At 34.8% G+C, this 20003-nt stretch carries 16 protein-coding genes; 9 read left to right on the top strand and 7 right to left on the bottom strand.

Translation table 11 applies throughout. The features are described 5' to 3' along the window. The first annotated feature begins 150 nt into the window (after positions 1-150). Genes KF896_07180 through lptC form a run of 3 tightly spaced genes read left to right on the top strand, consistent with a single transcriptional unit; the run spans position 151 to position 4206 of the window. Positions 151-879, top strand: coding sequence for a pyridoxine 5'-phosphate synthase (locus KF896_07180; GenBank protein ID MBX3043482.1), 729 nt, complete (start codon positions 151-153; stop codon positions 877-879). Continuing rightward, positions 879-2804, top strand: a complete 1926-nt coding sequence (gene asnB, locus KF896_07175) for an asparagine synthase (glutamine-hydrolyzing) (protein MBX3043481.1) — start codon at positions 879-881, stop codon at positions 2802-2804. The genes KF896_07180 and asnB overlap by 1 nt, the downstream gene beginning before the upstream one ends. 10 nt (positions 2805-2814) lie before the next feature. Then, a complete protein-coding gene (gene lptC / locus KF896_07170; protein MBX3043480.1) occupies positions 2815-4206 on the top strand; it encodes an LPS export ABC transporter periplasmic protein LptC in 1392 nt (463 codons plus the stop codon). 26 nt (positions 4207-4232) lie between these two features. Here lptC and KF896_07165 read toward each other — a convergent pair whose 3' ends face one another. The 5 genes from KF896_07165 to KF896_07145 form a co-directional block, all read right to left on the bottom strand. Beyond that, positions 4233-6440 carry a TonB-dependent receptor gene (locus KF896_07165; protein MBX3043479.1) on the bottom strand — a complete coding sequence of 736 codons (2208 nt, stop codon included), beginning with the start codon at positions 6438-6440 and terminating at the stop codon, positions 4233-4235. Positions 6441-6459: 19 nt separating this feature from the next. Next, positions 6460-6831, bottom strand: coding sequence for a hypothetical protein (locus KF896_07160; protein MBX3043478.1), 372 nt, complete (start codon positions 6829-6831; stop codon positions 6460-6462). Positions 6832-6906: 75 nt separating this feature from the next. Beyond that, entirely contained in the window at positions 6907-7362 is a 456-nt protein-coding gene (locus tag KF896_07155; GenBank protein MBX3043477.1) for a hypothetical protein, read from the bottom strand. Positions 7363-7520: 158 nt separating this feature from the next. Next, positions 7521-7907, bottom strand: coding sequence for a hypothetical protein (locus KF896_07150; GenBank protein ID MBX3043476.1), 387 nt, complete (start codon positions 7905-7907; stop codon positions 7521-7523). Between the two features lie 53 nt (positions 7908-7960). Further along, complete coding sequence (locus KF896_07145; GenBank protein ID MBX3043475.1) at positions 7961-9121, bottom strand: tetratricopeptide repeat protein; 1161 nt, start codon at positions 9119-9121, stop codon at positions 7961-7963. A gap of 153 nt (positions 9122-9274) precedes the next feature. Between KF896_07145 and KF896_07140 the strand changes: the two genes are divergently transcribed. Beyond that, positions 9275-9631, top strand: coding sequence for a cation transporter (locus tag KF896_07140; GenBank protein ID MBX3043474.1), 357 nt, complete (start codon positions 9275-9277; stop codon positions 9629-9631). Positions 9632-9656: 25 nt separating this feature from the next. Here the strand turns inward: KF896_07140 and arfB are convergent, their stop codons facing one another. After that, positions 9657-10070 carry an aminoacyl-tRNA hydrolase gene (gene arfB, locus KF896_07135; protein ID MBX3043473.1) on the bottom strand — a complete coding sequence of 138 codons (414 nt, stop codon included), beginning with the start codon at positions 10068-10070 and terminating at the stop codon, positions 9657-9659. Positions 10071-10199: 129 nt separating this feature from the next. Next, positions 10200-13736, bottom strand: a complete 3537-nt coding sequence (locus tag KF896_07130; protein ID MBX3043472.1) for a PD-(D/E)XK nuclease family protein — start codon at positions 13734-13736, stop codon at positions 10200-10202. Between the two features lie 303 nt (positions 13737-14039). Here KF896_07130 and KF896_07125 point away from each other — a divergent pair, with 303 nt between their 5' ends. The 5 genes from KF896_07125 to KF896_07105 all read left to right on the top strand — a co-directional run bounded on the left by KF896_07125 (position 14040) and on the right by KF896_07105 (position 19989). Beyond that, entirely contained in the window at positions 14040-15197 is a 1158-nt protein-coding gene (locus KF896_07125) for a hypothetical protein (protein ID MBX3043471.1), read from the top strand. Next, positions 15190-16632 carry an O-antigen ligase family protein gene (locus KF896_07120; protein ID MBX3043470.1) on the top strand — a complete coding sequence of 481 codons (1443 nt, stop codon included), beginning with the start codon at positions 15190-15192 and terminating at the stop codon, positions 16630-16632. Before KF896_07125 ends, KF896_07120 begins: the two co-directional genes overlap by 8 nt. After that, positions 16622-18484, top strand: coding sequence for a penicillin-binding protein 2 (mrdA, locus tag KF896_07115; GenBank protein ID MBX3043469.1), 1863 nt, complete (start codon positions 16622-16624; stop codon positions 18482-18484). Before KF896_07120 ends, mrdA begins: the two co-directional genes overlap by 11 nt. A gap of 212 nt (positions 18485-18696) precedes the next feature. Further along, positions 18697-18870 carry a hypothetical protein gene (locus KF896_07110; GenBank protein ID MBX3043468.1) on the top strand — a complete coding sequence of 58 codons (174 nt, stop codon included), beginning with the start codon at positions 18697-18699 and terminating at the stop codon, positions 18868-18870. Positions 18871-19254: 384 nt separating this feature from the next. After that, positions 19255-19989 carry a hypothetical protein gene (locus KF896_07105; GenBank protein ID MBX3043467.1) on the top strand — a complete coding sequence of 245 codons (735 nt, stop codon included), beginning with the start codon at positions 19255-19257 and terminating at the stop codon, positions 19987-19989. Positions 19990-20003: the final 14 nt, after the last annotated feature.

Raw genomic sequence — 20003 nt, 5'->3', positions numbered from 1 at the left:
GTAACCCTATTTAACTCTCATAAGACCAACCCCAAAAAAAATAATTAATACAAAAGAGAATAATCAAGTATAATTGTGATATAATATTGCTTAACAAGGTATAATTACTTATTTTTGTAAAATTAAAATTATCTGATTAGGATTTCAACAATGCCAAGATTAAATATAAATATTGACCACATAGCCACCCTGAGACAGGCAAGATTAGGCACAGAGCCAGACCCCGTATTTGCAGCGCAGATTGCTATGCTCGCAGGTGCCGACGGAATAGTGGCACATTTGCGTGAAGACCGTCGCCACGTCAATGACCGCGATGTCAGACTTATTCGTGAAATAGTTGATACAAGATTTGATTTAGAAATGGCTGCCACTGAGGAAATTATCAAAATTGCCCTTGAGATCAAGCCTGATTTGGTAACAATTGTTCCGGAAAAGCGCACTGAACTTACAACAGAGGGTGGTCTTAATTTGGCTGAAAATATTGAAAAGTATACTGAACTCTGCGAAAGAATGCACGAGAAGAATATTATTGTCAGCTTCTTTATCGAACCTGATACAAAACAAATTGAAGCAGCTGAAGAGTGTGGCGCTGATATGGTAGAACTTCACACAGGAGTTTACGCCAATAATTACAGGAATATCGATTTAATGGTGCTTGAACTTGATAGAATTGCACATGCTGCTCAATATGCTAACGATAATATGCTTGAAGTTGCAGCAGGACACGGATTAAATTATTATAACATTAAAGATATGCTTGGGATTGGTGAGATTCAGGAGTACAGTATTGGTCACTCGATTATTTCCAGAGCTGCATATGTTGGTTTGGATAAAGCTGTACGTGAAATGATAGAAATAATAAATCGCGGTTTAGTCTGATGTGTGGCATTGCCGGCATTTTTGATTTAAGAGCAGAGAGCCGAATTGATAATTCTTTGCTTAAAAAAATGAGTGATGTGATTTATCACAGAGGTCCTGACTCTGATGGTCAGTGGATTTCTCCCGATAATGAATGTGGTCTTGCATTCAGAAGGCTTTCAATTATTGACTTGAGCGAATCTGGAAATCAGCCGATGCATACTGCTGACGGCAGATATCACATTGTGTTTAACGGCGAAATCTATAATCATAATAATTTTCGCACTGAATTTGAATACGATGGCAAAAAATACAATTCAAGAACTGATACTGAAACAATTCTTTACGGATACGAAAAATATGGCACAGGATTTCTTGAAAAGATGCTTGGAATGTGGGCTATTGCTATATGGGATAATTTTGAGAAAGAATTATTCTTGTCGAGAGACAGAATCGGAATCAAGCCGCTCTATTATTATTATAAAGATGAAATTTTAATTTTCGGCTCTGAAATAAAATCTATTCTGTGTCATCCGGATGTTCGAAAAGAGCCCGAATATCAACAAATACCAATTTACCTGAATTATACGATGAGTTCGGATACCCAAACTCTTTTCAAAAATATCAGAAAACTTCCTGCCGGCTCATTTATGAAATTTAAACGGGGATATGAACCGAGTGTTCATAAATACTGGTCACCCCTCAGGAACTTCAGTGGTTATACAGAACTTAACAAAAAAGAAATTGAAGAACATACGATTAATCTTCTGCGTGATTCGATTTCAGCCCGAATGATGAGTGATGTTCCATTTGGGGTATTCCTTAGTGGCGGAATTGATTCGAGTTTGAATGTTGCACTTATGAGTGAGCTGATGAGCAGACCTGTGGATACTTTCACAGTTGGTTTTAAGGAGCTCAGGAAATATAACGAGCTTGAATATGCAAACAAAATTGCAAAATTATTTAAAACTAATCATCATGAAATATTAATTGATGAGAAAGATGCCTTACCGATTCTTGAGAATCTGGCTTGGCATGAGGATGAACCAAATGGCGATCCCGTGTGTATTCCACTTTATTTTCTAAGTAAACTCACACGTGAGTCCGGTACTACTGTAATTCAGGTTGGCGAAGGGAGCGATGAGCAATTCATTGGCTATGACTGGATGAAGCGGGAGTATAATTTCAAAAATACATTCTGGAAAGCATTTAATTTACTGCCTGGATTTATCAAGAAATTCAAATCTTCAATCGCAATTAATACCGCAAAGTCAATCGGAAGATATGATTTGGGAGAATATTTCCGAAGGGCGGCAGCTGATGAAGAACTTTACTGGAGCGGCGTCTCAAAAATATCACCATTGATGCAGGAGGATTTGTTCGGTTCAGGTTATCAGCATTTAAAAAGCCAATCATGGCTCTTTGCTAAATATATGCATAATTTGGTTGATGTTGATTTTGCTGATGCTGATTATCTCCAAAGAATGATTTATCTTGAATTTCATCATCGCCTGGCTGAATTACTGCTGATGCGAGTGGATAAAATCACAATGGCTCACAGTCTTGAGGCACGTGTACCATTCCTTGACCATAGATTTGTGGAGTTTACTATGTCACTTCCACCACATATTCGTCTTCCTGAAAGTGGACTTACAAAGTCTGTTCTGAAAAAAGCAGTGGAAGGCATCCTTCCTGATGATATTATTTATCGCAAAAAGCAGGGTTTTGCTGCCCCTGTTAAGGAATGGTTCAGGACTAGCTGGTATGATTATGCAATAAATGAAGTGCTTGCATCTGAGCTTGTAAGGGGCGGGTTGTTAAATGCCGATTTTATCAAAAAACTATTTGAAATGCATAAATCCGGTAAACGAGACTATAAAAATGAACTTTTCCTGTTGCTTATGATTTCTGTTTGGTATCGTAAATTTTTCGGTTCTCAAAATTGAGGTTTAATATATGCTGATTGGATATTTCAAAAGTAGCATTTTCTCGAAATTTAGATTGAGCTTTTTTGTTTTAATATTATGCTCATTTGTTTTCAATTTTATAAAGATATATTCCCAATCTCAAACTCCAAATGAAATTCGACTGAAATATGCAGATAGTTTAATTGGTTCGATGGCTCCCGGAATTGAATTTCGTGAATTCTACGGAAATGTGCAGTTCGAGCACGGCGATGTAGATGTTCGTTCTGATTTCGCTAAACAATATGAAGCCTCTAACAAAGCCGACCTGATTGGCAATGTTGTGATTTTGCAAAGGACACTTACTCTAAAATCTCCCAAAATATTTTATAATGGAAATACTTCTGTTGCCCGCGCTGTTGACGGAGTTACAATCAAGGATAAAGAAACCTTTCTGAAAGCTGATTTGGGTAATTATAACACTCGCACCAGAATTGCCGAATTCCAGAAGAATGTCTTCATTGAAGATGATTCAGCTAAAATTATTTCGGATTTTATCATTCACAATCGCAATGACAGAAAAAGCGAGGCTTACGGAAATGTGTGGATTGTAGGACAATTCACAAATGCAATTTTGAAATGTGATACCTTGCTCAATGTGCCCTCAGAAAATTATTCATTTGCAATTGGAAATCCATTGCTTATGCAAATTGACTCATCTTTTTCACATATTGATACTACTTTTTACGGAGAAGATTCAATTCCCATCGAAAGAAGCGTTTATCTCTTTGATACTTTGTCAGTAAAGGCTGATACAATGCACGCTTACAGAGAACTATTCAACGAAAAGTATGTGTTCGTGGGTAATGTCGAAATCATACGTGGTGAAGTTAGGGCAACGGCTAAAGAATCAGTATTCTACAAGGATGAAGATTATATCACTTTGAGCGGAAAACCCGTGGTATGGTATGATTCGACTCAGCTTTACGGTGATTCTATTGTGATTCGTATGCCTGACAATGAATTAAAAGGTATTGAATCGTATAAAAATGCTATTGCCGTTTCGAGAAATGATACTGTTTCGCTGAAGAGATTAGACCAGATTATGGGAGATAAAATTATTATCGAGATTGATTCAGGTAAGGTTCAGGGAATTACAAGCATTGGTGATGCTAAAAGTTTGTATTTTTTCAGGGATGAAGAGGGCGAAAGCGGAGCAGACCGCAGAACAACTGATACAATTAAGGTACAGTTTGTCGAGGGTGAAGCTGAGGATATTATCTGGCTTGGTATGACTTATGCTGAATTTTTTCCTGAAACTTATGTATTCGGAAAAGAAGAATCTCACTACTTGCCTCTTTTTCAGTGGAATGATACCAAACCTCGAAGACCTGAAGTTATTTTCCCTTATCAAAGATTTGCAATTAATCCGAAAAATTTCTAATTGAATCAATATTATAAGATTATCTCTCAATACAAAATCCTGTAAATCAGACGAATATTACGACCTGCTTCCGGAATAATCTCCTTCAAGCGTGAAAGATGATTATAATATTCACTATTCAAAACATTGTCAAATGCTAAAGTAATATCATGAAATAAGCCACTATTTTGAAATTTGTACTCTGCAAATCCACCTAAAACTATGTATCCATCTGTTGTACTTTCGAATCTGTCAATTCTCGTCTGCTCAAGTGCAAAGCGTGTATTAACTCCTGCTCCAAATCCATTCAGGCGATATTTCAACCCAATATTTCCGAATGCCGGCGGAAAAAATGGTAGCGGTATATCGTCGCTTAAATTATGACCATAATTGATAGATAATCCTGAATTAAATTGAAATGTCCTAGTAATATCCAACTTAAAATTGGCTTCAATACCGGCTATCCTTGCTTTAATTTCACTACTTGAAAATATCGGAAGAAACTGAGCCCAGTTAGTATCGCCAGTGTTTCTAAAAGTTATGTAAGATGAGTATTCATTTAGATATGCTGTAATAAAGAAATTTCCACGTCTGATATTTTGGTCATAAGAGAGTTCTACTGAATATGAAGTCTCCGGTGATAAATTTGAATTACCAATTTCGTATGTATAAGAAGCAAGATGCGGACCACCTGAATAAAGCTCCTCAATTGAAGGCTGCCTGTTGTTGCGACCTAAATGCAATATTAAATGTGAATTATCGCTTGTTTTTAGAGCTCCGGAAACAGCTCCTGAAAGAAGTAGCATTTCACGGTTTCGAGGAGGCTCAGTTTTGGATTTTATTGCAAGCGGTTCATACTTTGAATAATGAATTCGCGAGCCATATTGCAGAGTAAATCTATCATAATCAAGTTTTTGAGTGTAGTAAGCTGCAAGACTTACTAATTCAGTATTTGGAGTGAATACAAAAGCACCGTAAGTGTGATTTCGCGAGTTGAAGCTAATACCAAAATCAATATTATTTGTCAAATCGTCTGATTTTTTTGAAAAGTCAACATTTCCGAAATAATCCACAAGTTTGAATTCTGCTCCTAAGATGCCGCTATACTCATATTCATAATGGTGATAATATGTTCGCGAAAAATTAATATCAATATTATCAAATAAATCACTGTGAATGTGAATTATTGAGCGTAAATTAATATTTCTGTAAACCATGTCAATATTAACACCATTTGGGTGGGCGCCAACGACACCTCCGGGAACTCCATAACTATTTGAAAGCGATGTAAAAGAACCACCACTAACGAAATTCTGCCCAATATAAGAGCTTCCAAATGCAAAACTTCCGGCTTCTCCGTTTGAATTTCCAAGTTTGCCAACTGGAGTAATCATATTGTCAAATTTACGATATGAGCCCTCACCGTGTAAACCGATATTTCCTAAAGTGTAATCACCTGAGCCGGATGCAGAAAACCCTTCATTGACGGATTCGCCAAGCAAAATAGTCTGAAAACTCGGTTTTTCGTGCTTTTCAACCGGTATCTGATTCCCTGTAATTTTGACAAGTCCGACAGCTGCATTAGTACTGCGTTTAAGTGCATCAACGCCACGAAGGATTTCGATTTTTGAAGCAGATGAAACTTCTGGAGATACTGCATGGTCAAGCGATGTTCCGGATAAATCGGCAATAATTGATTCATTCATTTGAAGTTCGACCCTATTCCCGCCGAAACCTCTTAGAATTGGTCTTGATGTAGCTACACCCATTGAGCTGATTGTAACTCCTGTAATATCAGCCATGCTCTCGCTGATTGTCTGCTTTAGATTACGCTTTAATGCGTTACCCTCAATAGCGTAATTTTCACCTGTGATTTTATCAATTTCATTCTTGTAATAATGCCCTGTAACAATAACATTTGGAGATTTTATTCCTTCAGGCTTTAAATAAATTCTTATAAAATCTTTACCTTGCTTGATTTCAATTTTCTCTTCAAGCTCTTTATAACCGGCACGCCTGAAAGTTAAATTATGACTTCCAGAGGATAAATTAAGATAAGCCAAACCGAGACTGTCAGTATATTTAATTAATTCATTATCAGAATAAATTTTGACTTTATCAACAGGAAGACCAGTTTCGATGTCTGATACTTTTAATCTTAGCTGAGTATTATCCGGGTATACTGAAGGTGAAAAAATAATCACTCCTGCAATAGCGTAAACCATCGCAGAAGTGAATGATAAAATTAATTTCAATTGAATCTCAAATGATATTTTAGTTCTCTTTTTGAGATTTCTTAATATTAATGAATCTTGCAACATAATATCCTGTAGCACCAAGACATGCTATGCTCATAGTGGAGAAGACTGCGATTCGGCGTTGACGCTTTTCGATATCTTCCACCTTGCCCGAATTAATTGCCATAGCACCGGTTGTTAACGCAAATACAAATGTAATTCCAACCAATATATGTGCAATCAAGCGGTTTCCTTTTTGCATAGCTGGAGCCATCGCTATAATAATTAATCCGACGATAGGACCTATCAATGCCGTTAGCGGTCTTTCAGGGTTGCTGAAAAACGAATAACTTCCGGCTATAAGCAAGATAATACCATTAATATATGCAACAATGTGTGGATTGTTCATCTCTTTATCCTTAAATTGATTTTAAAAAGTGTTGGTCATCTTTATCATCGGAATAACGTAATTGATAAACAAATCTTATTCTACAACTACTTTTATTTTGCCTGAGCGAACATCATTATGGTCGCCATGCATAACAAAGAACTCAATTTCTGTAATTCCAACTGCTTTACCTTCGAGGTGAAATTCCCATTCTTCACCATCATGTCTGTCAACTTCAAACAGGTTTTCATTTGTGATTGACCATGATAACTTATAGTCTGTATCGCTTGGAGGGTCAATTTCCTTTTGGTTTTTGTCAAAGAATTTAATATCGAAGTGGTCAGTCTTTTCTCCGGATTTGACTGTAAATTCCTGTTTCGAATCAGCCAAAAACTGACCACGGAAAATCTTGATAAATCTTGCAGAAGTGCCATCAATGAAGACCCAACCTTCCGGTTCAAAGTGGTCACTATGGTCGTGAGTGTGGTCTTCACAAGAAATAAATAAGAAAGCAAATATTGCAAATAAAGCTAAAATAATGTTTTTTTTCATTTTTCTAAATCCTAAATTTTGTTGATAAAAATTAAATGTCTAATGCGCAGTAATACAAATTTGTCAGTCTGAGCGAAGTCGAAGACTAAAATAGACATTTCTTCTACACCGAATGTGACAGAACTTTTTTTTACTTAACTATAAGAGATCAAATATTTTCAACAAAAAGGCGGGGATTTATTTCTGAGAGTATGTTTGGAATGATTGACATTAATTATTGAGTAAAAAATATTATCAATAATTAAATTTTCAAAATTTGGAGTTAAACTACATTCTAATAGAAAATTTCTATCGTAATTTTTTAAAACTTTACAAAGATTACATTCATCATAATTGAGCTTTTTGCCCTCTAAATCACGAAAAGTAATATCATTGTTTGATAAAAATTCAGATGCGCAACCTGAGCAACCACAAAAATGTGATTCATCCTGATTGTGATGATGAAAATATCCTGCATAATTAACAAACACAAAACTAACAGCAAGTATAACCGGAATTATCCTTGCTGATAAAATATTTGCAATATTTGAAAATTTGACTGGCATTATTGTCTTATGACAATAACTCTAAGAAATTATTTTTTATATCAATAAAATAATTATCTGCTACCATAAGGCTTTTGTAAATAAACATTAGCTTTAGTATGTGAATTATCAAAATTCTTCATATTGAGGACGGCATTGTAGTATTTTTTTGCTTCCTCCCTCATCCCTTTTAAATCATAGAGATTGCCTAAATAAATATTTACATTAACAGTAAAACCTGAATCTTCTGTATCAATTATTTTCCCCTCATTTGCTTTTAGGAAATACCGCAATGCAGATTCCCGATCACCTTTTCTCATTAGTGAAAGCCCGATATAATACATCGCTTCACGGGCTGTGAAATTATCATAACCAACATACTTGTCCATACAGCGAATCAGAACTTTTCTCCATTCGGCTTCATATTCCTCCTGACTGCCTTTTCTAACGAGTATTCGGGAATAATATCTGTGAAAATATGGATTATTGTTATAAGTTTCAAAAAGTTCTTTTGCAATTGAGCCAGCTAAATCATATTCTTTTTCAAATGTATTATAAATCTGGAGCAACACTACTCTTGCTTCGACAGCAGCGTATCTTGCTTTTCTGGAAGCGGCTCTGAGTTGATAAATTCCCAACTGTTTATCCCCTCTTGGGAAAAAGGTCATGAGTGGTTTAACCATTGGAAATTTTTCAGGTATAGCAATTGCAAAATAATTATAAATTCCGGTACCAAGCATTATATCATGATTTGCAGGTGCAAGTTTCTGGCATCTGACCATAAGATTATATGCAGCAGCACCGTCTGAAGCGGATTTTACCCAGCTTTCCCTTTGAGCAAAATGTCTGCCACGATAACCCATAGCTCCAGCCTTGAAGAATAAGGCTGTAAGGTCAAATTCATTCGTATCCAATATCTTGTCGCAAATATTAATAACCTTCTGAATTCTGTCTTCAAATGGTTGGTCAAATTTTTTTGTTTCGCGGTGAAGAGTAATCTTCCACCAGTAAACCATTGCATCTAAGAAATATCCTGCCGGATGTTCCGGATAGATATTAATGATTTTCTTGAAGCAAATCTCGGCTTTGTCAAATTCAACATTGTAAATATGATTTGTACCTTCGCGAACAAGGCTGTCAGCATCGTGACGCATAATAACCCATTGAGCATTTGACTCGAATGAAATTGAAACTAAAAATGCGACTAAAATTAATAAAACGTTTTGAATTTTCATATTTAAAATAACATTATAAACTATTTTTACTTATATATCCTTTTGACGTAAGATATGCATTTTTATAACAAATTAATATTTTTTGAAACTATAAATAATAATTAGCGTATGACATAATGAAAGGTTTAATTAATATTTATCGGAGATAATAAGATGAAATCCCAATTCAAGATTTCGTTGACTGCTTTTATTGCTATGATGCTTTTTACTGCATATAGTTCATATTCCAGTACACCTGAAACTATGTTTGTTAAAGCAAATATGACAAGTTCCAATAGTTTTGTCAAAGTCGCTGATAACCTGAATATGGAAAAAGGAGTCATTGATTCATATTTTAATGAATCAAACCAATTACTGACATTAATCTATGACGCTTCGCAAATTTCAAAAAATGACTTGATTGAAAAAATCAAAAAAGCCGGTTACAGGATTTCAATTGTTTCTACGTCAATTTCGGGCAAATCAGTTCAGGATTTGCCCGGAGATACAGCTCATAAAGTTGTTAAATAAATTTCCCGGTATTTAAGAAAAAAAATTATATTATTCGCCCTCGCATTTGCTTGATTTCCGAACGCCTCTTTTTGTGTTCAAGTCTTCTTTCTTTTGTTGCAGCACTTGGTCTGGTTCGCTTTCTTTTTTTTGGCTCGACTGAAGCAGATTTCAAATAATCAATCAGTTTTGTGATTGCCGTTTGTTTATTTGTTAGCTGACTTCTTGATTCGCGTGAATTTATTATCAGCTCACCTGCGCTATTAACTCGTTTGTCTCCGGAAAGCAATATCCTTTGTTTTATATAATCCGGTAGAGAACTATCTGTAAGATTAAATCGCAATGTAACAGCACTTTCGACTTTATTGACATTCTGACCTCCCGGTCCTGAGGAGCGGGAATATTCAAACTCGATATCAGATTCATTTATGATTATATCGTCTGTTACTCTTAGCGGCATATTGTAAAATTCTAATCAATCCATAAACAATAATTACAAAAATAAGGATTTCTTACAAAATATTATGTGTTTCAATATATTAAGTGTGTTATGAAACTCGAAATTCTTAGTTGAAAAGACAAATAAAAATTATTCTTCTGAAATTTCTTCATGACTGCTATCAATTATACTCCTCTCCCGAATCTTGCATACAGTCTGAAAGTCGCAATATTGACAAACCTGGTTATCAGCCGGCAATGCTTCAAATTCAGAGTTAGTGATTTTGATAATTATATCTTCTGCCGCACGTATTGATTCATCCAGCATTTCCTGTGGATTGATGTCAGCTTTAAGATTGGTTTTAAAAAATTCAGTACCTGCAAGTTCATTGTTTGTCATTAGTACTAACCTGGTATTTTTGTATTTCCCTTTTTCTACTTTAGGACGCAGGATATAATAAGCAGCACCTTTCATTTTGGTATTAATACCAAAATAGTTTGTGAGTATTTTGTTTATTGCCACTGAGTATAATGGCATCTGAAAGCTTCTGCCTGATTGGATTTTTTGATTAGTAAAATTACCATTATCCGTGCTTTTATAATCAACAGTAGTAAATTTCGTTTCCTGTGATTCAGGATTATAGCCTGAATCTCCGGCAAGCTCAATTCTGTCAATTTTGCCTCGAAGCCTGATGGAGTTTGGAAGTTCAATTTGTGGAATACCCGAACCCATACCAAATTCAAGCTCAAAAAGTACAGGGTAAGACAAAAACTGCTCTAATCGCTTATATTCAGACTCTATGAAAATCTCCGCCCATCCTTTAACTTTATCGGTACCTAATATTTCACGTTTAATTGATTGAATATAAGGATGATCAAGTCTGATGTCATCGAATTCTTTTTCGATAATTTCGTTGAGGAGCATCAGCAAGTCATTTGGAATATGTTTCGTTATATTCACAGGTTTCAATTCGGGTAAATTGTAATTTGGGTTTGTTTCGGGTCTAATCCAGTTTTCTGACGAAATGGATTGAAGCTTTAAATAGAACTTGTACAAAATGGAATGTAGAATATTCCCATAATCCATTGAACTAAAAATATTGTCATCATCTTCCTGAGATTTCAGACGCAATATTTTATTTGCAAAATATTTATAACTGCAGCCGGCAAATGTATCAAAATCTGTTGTCGAATAAACCCTGTCAATTGATTTTTCTAAATATTCTTTGGAAGCTTCGTTCAATGTATAGAAGCTATTGTCAGCCGTGAGGTTTTGTTTGGTTACTACTTTCTCAAAATAGTCAATTAAACCTGAAATATTTGCAAAATCGGAGTATCGAGACATATCCAACCTGACATGATTTAATCTTGCTTCCATAATAATTCTACTAATCATTGACGATGCTTCAAAGCGATTGGAGATTGATTTTAGCCAAGGATGCAAATTGATGTATCTTGAAAGATTCTCAGGACTTATTTGAAAAATATTTCTATCTTTCTCAAGTCCTGTAACTTTTATCAGTGAGTCAATAAAAGACGACCTTGCTGATTCAAATCCGGATATTTTGTTGCAATAAGTTAAATATACTTTTTTTTCTTTGCTTCCGAAATACTCTGCCCCATTAATAAGAAACTGATAAAATTGTATCTGTTCAGACTGTAAGTGCCTTTGCTCACTATCTTTAAGCTCTTTTCCAAGAAATTGTTCCGGTTTATAGGGAAGCGGAAAAACTCCGTCGTTAAGTCCGCAAAGAATAGTAACCTTGTAAGGTATGTGTCTTATTTGTTCAACTGCCGTAACACTAACTCCGTAATTTTGTCTTTCACGTGTTTGATATTTGGCTCCGGAAATTGCAGTTTTTAATTTACTTAGCAATTCACTCAAAGGATAAGTTTTGGATTTTCTGTCCTTCAAAATTGAGCAAAATTCATTTACGATTTGTAAAAGTACGCCTAAAGCTTTGGAGAATCTTTCGATACGCTCTATTGCAATATCATAATCATAGCCACGATTATCGCTGTATTTATTATTTACATCATGATATAATCCATTAATTTTTTCAATAAAGTTAAATCTTGCGATAATATCTTTTTCGATTAACAATTTAAATTCATCGGGCGAATATAAATTCTTAATTTTAGGCAGCATTCCGCTGAATAATTTGAAATCAGTAAGAGCTTTTTCATAAGATTCAATTTTTTCGGCAATTATGTTTCTATCCATTTCATAAATTTCATGTTCACCGGACTGCAATTTCGGTTTTAAAAATTCAATCATTGATGAAATTCTCTTAATCCAAAACTCAGCGTTAAGCGAGTAATTGCTTTTTGAAAGTCTTAATTCCGCAGCGATTTTAATTAAATTTGATTTGTCAATACTGCTTCCATTCTCATTCTTAATTTCAAGGAAACTGCTGTCCAGAGTCTTGAAAACGTCAATATATTTGAAACCGCCGGCGATAGTATCAAGAATAGATACAACTGAAATAACTAACGGAGATTGTGCAAGGTCATATCTGTCCGAGAAATCTGCCGGCACTCCTTCTATGCTGAAATAAGACCGCAAAAGAGTACTGTAAATGTCTGTATTGCGGCTTACAACGGCAATATCAGATGCTTTGTATTTGTGCTCTAAAATCAGATATTTGATTAACTTAGTAATATATTTGACTTCATCTTCCTGAGTATCAAATTCGAAAATGTTCAGATAATCGCTTAGACCTCTGTATTTTATATCTTTTTCTACATTAAAAAGCCATCTTTTGAGAAAATATTTAGGCTCAGAATTAAGCTCTGTTTCAGGGTTTATATGCTGATTTATGATCTCATCATCTGTATAGAAAAAGTTGTAACCCGCAGTTAATAAAGTGCTTTTCATTTCAGCAAGATTTCCAAAAAGCGGTCCGTTGATTTCAGAAAAATCAAGATGAACAGATACAGGAATTTCGCTTGTTGCAAATTTTGAAAGAAATTCAACTTCAGGCATCTTGAACTCGCTGAAACCATAAACTAAAATTTGCTTAATATTACCGTCAGCATTTATTAGGTCGTCAAAGTAAGATTTGTCAATATTAGGATTTTTTATAAAATATTCATCTGCATTTCTAAGCAAATATTTGATTATATATGGTGCATCAATGTACTTATCTGATAGCAGGTTTTCATATTCTACTAATATATGAGCTATGTCTTTGAACTTTTTGAAGTCTTTAATACCTGTCTCGTCTGTTTCGAGCTTACTCAGGTCATCAAACATTGATTTGCTGTTAATACCATCTTCGCGAAGTCCGTAAACAATGTTTGCAAGTCGCTCAATTACGTGATGATTTAGCTTACGGCTGCGGGATTTGTAAAATTCAAGTCGGCAGTTGTCAATGGCTTCTTCTGTGAGAGCTAATCTGTATGATTCAGAAATTTTTGTAAAACGGTTTGTTTTTGAGACCGCCTGAAAGCACAAACCGGAAAATTTTTCAAGATTATAGATATTGATTTTTCCACTGGGTTGATTGTTTATACGAAAATACTTTTCAATAATCTCATATTTTAAGAAACGATTAAGCCTTCCGGTTGGCAAAATTAATATGAAATCATCAGTTTTTTGATTATTTACAGCATCATTAATCAACTCTTCAGCTGACATGGGAAGTTTTTTGCCTTTAAAAGCCTTATTATGAATTATCAGTGCCATAAAATTTTTCCGGATTTTACATTTTCAGATAAGCAAAATAGTCATTTTTTTGATATTATCATTATTTTATTTTCAAACTATCAAAAAATGATAAATTCTTGTAATTTGAAATTGTTTGATTATTCAATTATAAGTAATAAAAATATCAGACATTTAATGACGTCATTTACTTTACTGTCAAAACATTTTCAAAATATCTCTAAAACAAGAAAATTTGATTTTAAATAATTACTCACAAACTAATTATAATTTTTTAAGTATTTTTGTACTTATGAATTTTCGCAAATTTAAAATTTATCCGATATGGAAATCAAAAAAGAAGAAGAATTCAATTCGATATTAGTATATGCAATGCTTTGGCGGCATAAAATTCTGATATTTTCAGTAACATTTGTAATTGCTCTAATTGCAGCAATTGTATCAGTTTTGTTTTTGGAAAATGAATACAAAGCAACAACTAATGTCGTTCCACCTCAATCCGGCTCAATGATGGACAATGCCCTTGGCTCAATTTCCGGAGCACTCAAAGACATCGGTCTAACCAAGCTTGGTGGTTCTGGCGGCGACAGCTATGATTTTATTGTCGTTCTTGAAAGCCGAACTGTCAAGGATTCCATAATTCATGAATTTAATCTTCCGAAAATTTACGATATTCCGGATACTATAATGTCACTTGTTCGCGAAAAATTTGAAGAAAATCTGGAAATCAATTACGAGCGTGAAGGCAATTACACTGTCTCAATTTGGGATACTGATAAAAATCGCGCCGCTGAGATGGCAAACCGCTACATAGAAATCGCAAACAATGTAGCAGTTAAGCTCTATCGCGAAGAAGTTGCCATGAACAAAAAAAATATGGAAGACAGAATGACAGATACTGATTCCACAATCAGAGCTATAAGTGATACTTTAGAGAAATTTTCACGCCGAACGATGATGTTTTATCCAACAGAGCAAGCTGCGGCTCTTAGTAAATCACTTGCAGAACTTAAAAGCGAAGAAATCAAATATGAAATGTTCGTTGATTATTATTCCAAACTTTATGGTGATGATGATTATGTCACTCAATCAATAAAAGGTCTCAAAGATAAAATGTCATCCAAGATTGCAGAAGTGAAAACTAAGCCCGGTTTTGCCGGAAATTTTTCGCTGGATGAGGCTGCAGGAGAAGGTATTGAGTTTATGAGATTATATACTGAGCTTGAAACTTATTCAAAAGTTAAAGCATTTATGCTACCAATGATTGAAAAAAACAAGCTCGACGAAACCAAGAAAATGAAGAATCTGATGGTGCTTGATTATGCAATACCTTCAGATAGAAAGGACAGACCTAAGCGTTCTCTAATTGTTGCCGGTTCTGCTTTCGGCGGTTTTGCACTTACTATATTCATAATACTTATTGTAAATTCTTTAAGAAATCTTAAGAGCAGAATAAGCCAAGTTGACCCAAAGAATGTATGATAAAAATAAAATAGCAACTTTTAATCAGCTCCTTGCCATAGACAGACCTATAGGCAAGATTGGAGTATTACTGATTGTAATAATTGCCGGTACTATAACCGGTTTAAGTATATATATTGAATTGTATTTATACGTTCTTCCCGCCCTGATTGCTATGCCACTTATTTACCTTTTGCTTGTGCGTCCAAGGATTTGGCTGTATGCAGTAGCTGCTTCGACTGCGATATTTTTTCACGCAGGTGATGAAGGTGTCGGAGCACTTGATGTTATGCTGGGAATGTTTTATATTGGTAGTATAGCTGTTTATTTTGTACGAAAGGGACTGATTCTGAAAGAAAAAATCATTCTCAACTGGGGCGATTGGGCTATTCTGACATTTTACACATTATTGCTTTTTAATTTTTTTATCGCATATTTCAATGATGTACCTCCAATGAATTGGGTTCGGGAATATCTTTTAGTCAGTATTTTACTTATATATTTTCCTGTGAGAGATGCACTCAAAAATGAAAACGATGTCAATGCGTTCTTGTTTTTTTTAGGTGTGATTATCATATTTGCAGGTATTTATCAAGTTATAGAATATTACAACAAAGTAAATACTGATCTTGTTTATGCATATCAACTGAAAAGTTCGATAACAATAAATCAAACGCTATACACAGCTGCATCAATTTATGGATTCATTCTGGCATTTTCACAGAGAAACAGAGTGCGTGAAATTATTGTAATTGCAATGACTTCGCTTTATGTGGTGTTTCTCGTTTCGACATTTTCAAGAACATTTTGGCTTGTTTTGGCACTTGCAATTCTGCTTATGTTTTTTCTTTTACCAGCAAAAATGAAAGTTCGTTTTTTGACATATTTGGGTGTGATAACAGTCGTGCTGCTGTTCGCCACTTTTCTTTTTATGCGTGATAAAGCTGATATAGCCCTCGAAGTAGCGTTTTCGAGGCTGGAGTCTTCATCTGCAGGAAGGAAAGACCCTTCGCTGATAGCGAGATTCAAAGAATGGGAAAAAGTCGAATATCACATCAGGCAAAATCCATTGGGAGGCAATGGACTTACAAAGACATTCTCATTCCATTTTCCAATAAATAGCCGAGCACGTCATACACATATTATTCATAATGGATACTATTGGTTGCTTTACAGGACAGGGATTCCTATGACATTGCTGTTTTTATTTTTCCTCGGATTTTATACAGTTAAATCAGGAAAATTATTAAAGTATTCAAAAGACCCGACCCACAGGGCGCTTCTTATAGCTGCATTATCCGTACTACTGTCACTGTATATAGTTAATACTACAAGTTCTCAGTATTTTTACCGGGATGGAATATTTGTCACGGCTCTTTCAATTGCATTCATTGGAGTAGCGGAAAGACTAATAAATAAGAAACAACTTGCTGACGAGGTAAAAAATGGCATATAGAAGTTCATTCGGGGATTCACCCGAATTTGCCTCAGGTGGAAGATACAAATTCTCGAAATATCTTGTATTTGCAATCATTTTAATCTTCTCGGCAAGACTTGCTCAACTTCAAATAATTGAAGGTGATAAATATAAGTCTGTTTCCGAGGCTCAGGCAATTAAGCGAGTCAGAATTGAACCATTTAGAGGAAATCTTTATGACAGAAATAACGACCTGGTTGTTCATAACGAAGCTTCATTTTCAGTAACTCTCACACCTGCAAATTTCAATCCTGCAGTAATGCCACTTCTTTCCTCAATACTTGAGATGGATTCTACAGAAATTCAAGCTGAAGTTAAGAAATATCAGACGTATTCAAAATTTAATCCAATCAAAATTTACAGGGATGCTGATTTCAGAATAATTTCTCTGATCGAAGAATACAGCGATGATTTGTTCGGAATTGATGTTGTTGTCGAGCCAAAAAGGCTCTATGAATTTTCCGGCAATATGGCGCATCTCTTGGGATATACCAGAGAAATATCACGTCAGCAGCTTGACAAACTTCCATATTATTTCCCGGGGGATTTGATTGGTCAGTCAGGCATTGAAAGAACTTATGAAAGTGATTTGCGTGGGCGTGAAGGCGTGCAGTATGTTGCTGTCAATAAATTCGGTCAGCGGGTTGCCGGATATAACGACGGCGCCAACGATATTCCCGCAAAGAATGGTTTTGATTTATATATTGGTATTGATATAAAGCTTCAGGAACTTGCTGAAAAACTACTTGACGGAAAACGCGGGAGTGTAGTGGCAATAAATCCGAAAGATGGCTCTGTCATCGCAATGGCAAGTAAGCCCGATTACGACCCGCGAAGTTTCTCAGGGAAAATCCCACCCGGGCTATTCAGGGATTTAAGCACTGACCCCGCTTCCCCACTGCTTCACAGAGCTATAATGTCTCAGTATCCACCCGGCTCAACTTGGAAAATGCTCATAGCACTTGCAGGACTTCAGGAAGGTTTAATTTCAGAAAACAGTTCTATATTCTGTGGCGGCGGACTGCAGTATGGAGGCAGATTCCGCAAGTGTCATGGTGCTCATGGTAATACTTCTGTAAGAAATGCTATTAAGACATCGTGCAATGTATTTTTCTATACTCTCGGTATGAGACTTGGATATGAAAAATTTGAAAAATATGGCAAAATGTTCGGTTTCGGAATGAAATCCGGAATTGACCTACCCCATGAGAATCAGGGCTTGCTCCCTACAAAATCATGGTTAGAATCCAGGCTCGGAAAAGGCGGAGCTTCTGAAGGAAGGCTTGTTAATTACGGAATCGGGCAGGGGGAAATTCTTACAACCCCTCTCCAAATTGCAGCCTACGTAGCAACTATTGCAAATGAAGGCACTTACAATCAACCTCATATTGTGACTCATATCCGAAATAATATCACTAATAAAAAAGAAGAAATTAATTACAGAAGTGAACAACTTCCGATTGATAATAAGTTTTTCAAAATTATCAAAAATGGTATGTTCGATGTCGTTAATGTCGCTGGTGGAACTGCATCAATTGCAAGGCTTGACGATGTGGATGTTTGCGGAAAAACAGGGACTGCCGAGAATCCACACGGTAGAGACCACTCATGGTTTGTTGCTTTTGCTCCGAAAGAAAACCCCGAAATTGCTATATGCGTATTTGTTGAAAATGCCGGATTCGGTAGTCAGGTAGCCGCTCCGATTGCTCACAAAATACTTGATACACATTTTCACCCTGATAAATATGACGAGTATATGGGATTTGTTAAGCGTCGTCCGAAAGTTGATTCTACAGCTATTATGATTGACTCTGTTTTAGCTGTTGAATAACAACAACTTCAAAATTAAAATTATTAGTATTTTGCAAAACTGAAATATTTATTTATGTTTGTATTGTTGATTTCGACAAAACAGGAAAAGTAGAATCAGAAGGTAAGTTATTTAAAATTTGACATATAAGTAAGCGTTGTAAAATACTGAATGATGGTGGAAAAGCAAAGAGTAAAATAAGTTTGCAATCATGACTTTTTAAAAGGTTTAAAATGTGGAAAGATAAAATTGTTGTAGAAGTCAGAAATACACGTGAGAAAATCTTAATTGAAGCAAATTATGACATTTCAGCTATCCTTAGGGATATTTTGAAACAACAAAATTTGAATCCGAATAAAGTTGTTTCATTTGCATCTAAATCAAAATTAGCTGAACTTGAGCTTTAATCAGCGTTCCATTGATAAGCAATATGAAAACAAGGACTGAATATATAAACAATCATAAAATTACTATAATTCAGGAGCCATCTCAGGATTTGAACGATGATATTCCTAATGAAATTGAATTTGATTTAAAAACAATTTAAAAAAATCCTTATATCAAAAGCATTTACCCGTCTATAGATCTTGAACCGGACATTGCAAAATATTTCAAAAACTCAAAGCAAGTTAATCACTTTCTTAAAAAACGCATACGAGAACTTGAGTTAGAAATGTCATGATGTTTTAATAGTTTATAGTATAACGCGCCAGATGTAAAAAAGACAGAATAATTATTATATTTGTAAATTAAGGTAAAATATGAAAGAGAATGAACAAATTTTCGCAATGATGGATAGGTTAAACAAACTTGAAAAGAAAAACAACTTTTTAAGAAGAATGAACTATATCTTAATATTTATAGTTGTACTTATTCCAATTCTTGGATTTCAGGTATCATCTCAATTTTTCAAAGTTATAGAAACAGAAAAGCTGATTCTTAAAGATAAGAAAGGTAAAGAAAGAGCCGTATTATTAATGGATGGTGATGTTGTTAAGTTCCGGCTGAAAAATTCTAAAGACAGTGTTATGTGTTTGATTGGAGCAACAGAAAGCCATGGTTATATAAATATTAAAAGTGAAAGTGGGAGAAATATAAATATTCAACCACGTGAATTAGAAATAAATGGTTCAGATGGTAATAGACTAGTTTTAGGTTATCATACTGAACATATGTGGGATTCTTTCGGAATGAGGATTGATAAAGATGCGGTTATTTGTCACTTAAATGTCGGTGAATTGTCTTTTAGGGATGGTAATTTCCCTCTTGCTAGGTTTGATTCAAAAAGAATAATTTTTTATAAAAGACATTCTACTAATTTTATAAATTATCAACCAAGGATAGAAATTGCAAATGACAAAGATGATGGAGCCTACATTAAAATTTATGATAATAAATACAATTTAAGAACTTCTATTGGAAACACAACCACAATTGACAATAAGGGACGGAAAATTAATAACCCTGAATCATCTATTATTCTTTTTGATGAAAACGGAAAAGGACTTTTTCAAGCACCACAATAAATAATATTAAGGAA

The organism is Ignavibacteriota bacterium, assembly GCA_019637995.1.
Classification (GTDB): Bacteria; Bacteroidota; Ignavibacteria; order Kapaibacteriales; family UBA2268; genus JANJTB01.
This window is presented reverse-complemented; position numbering and strand designations above follow the sequence as displayed.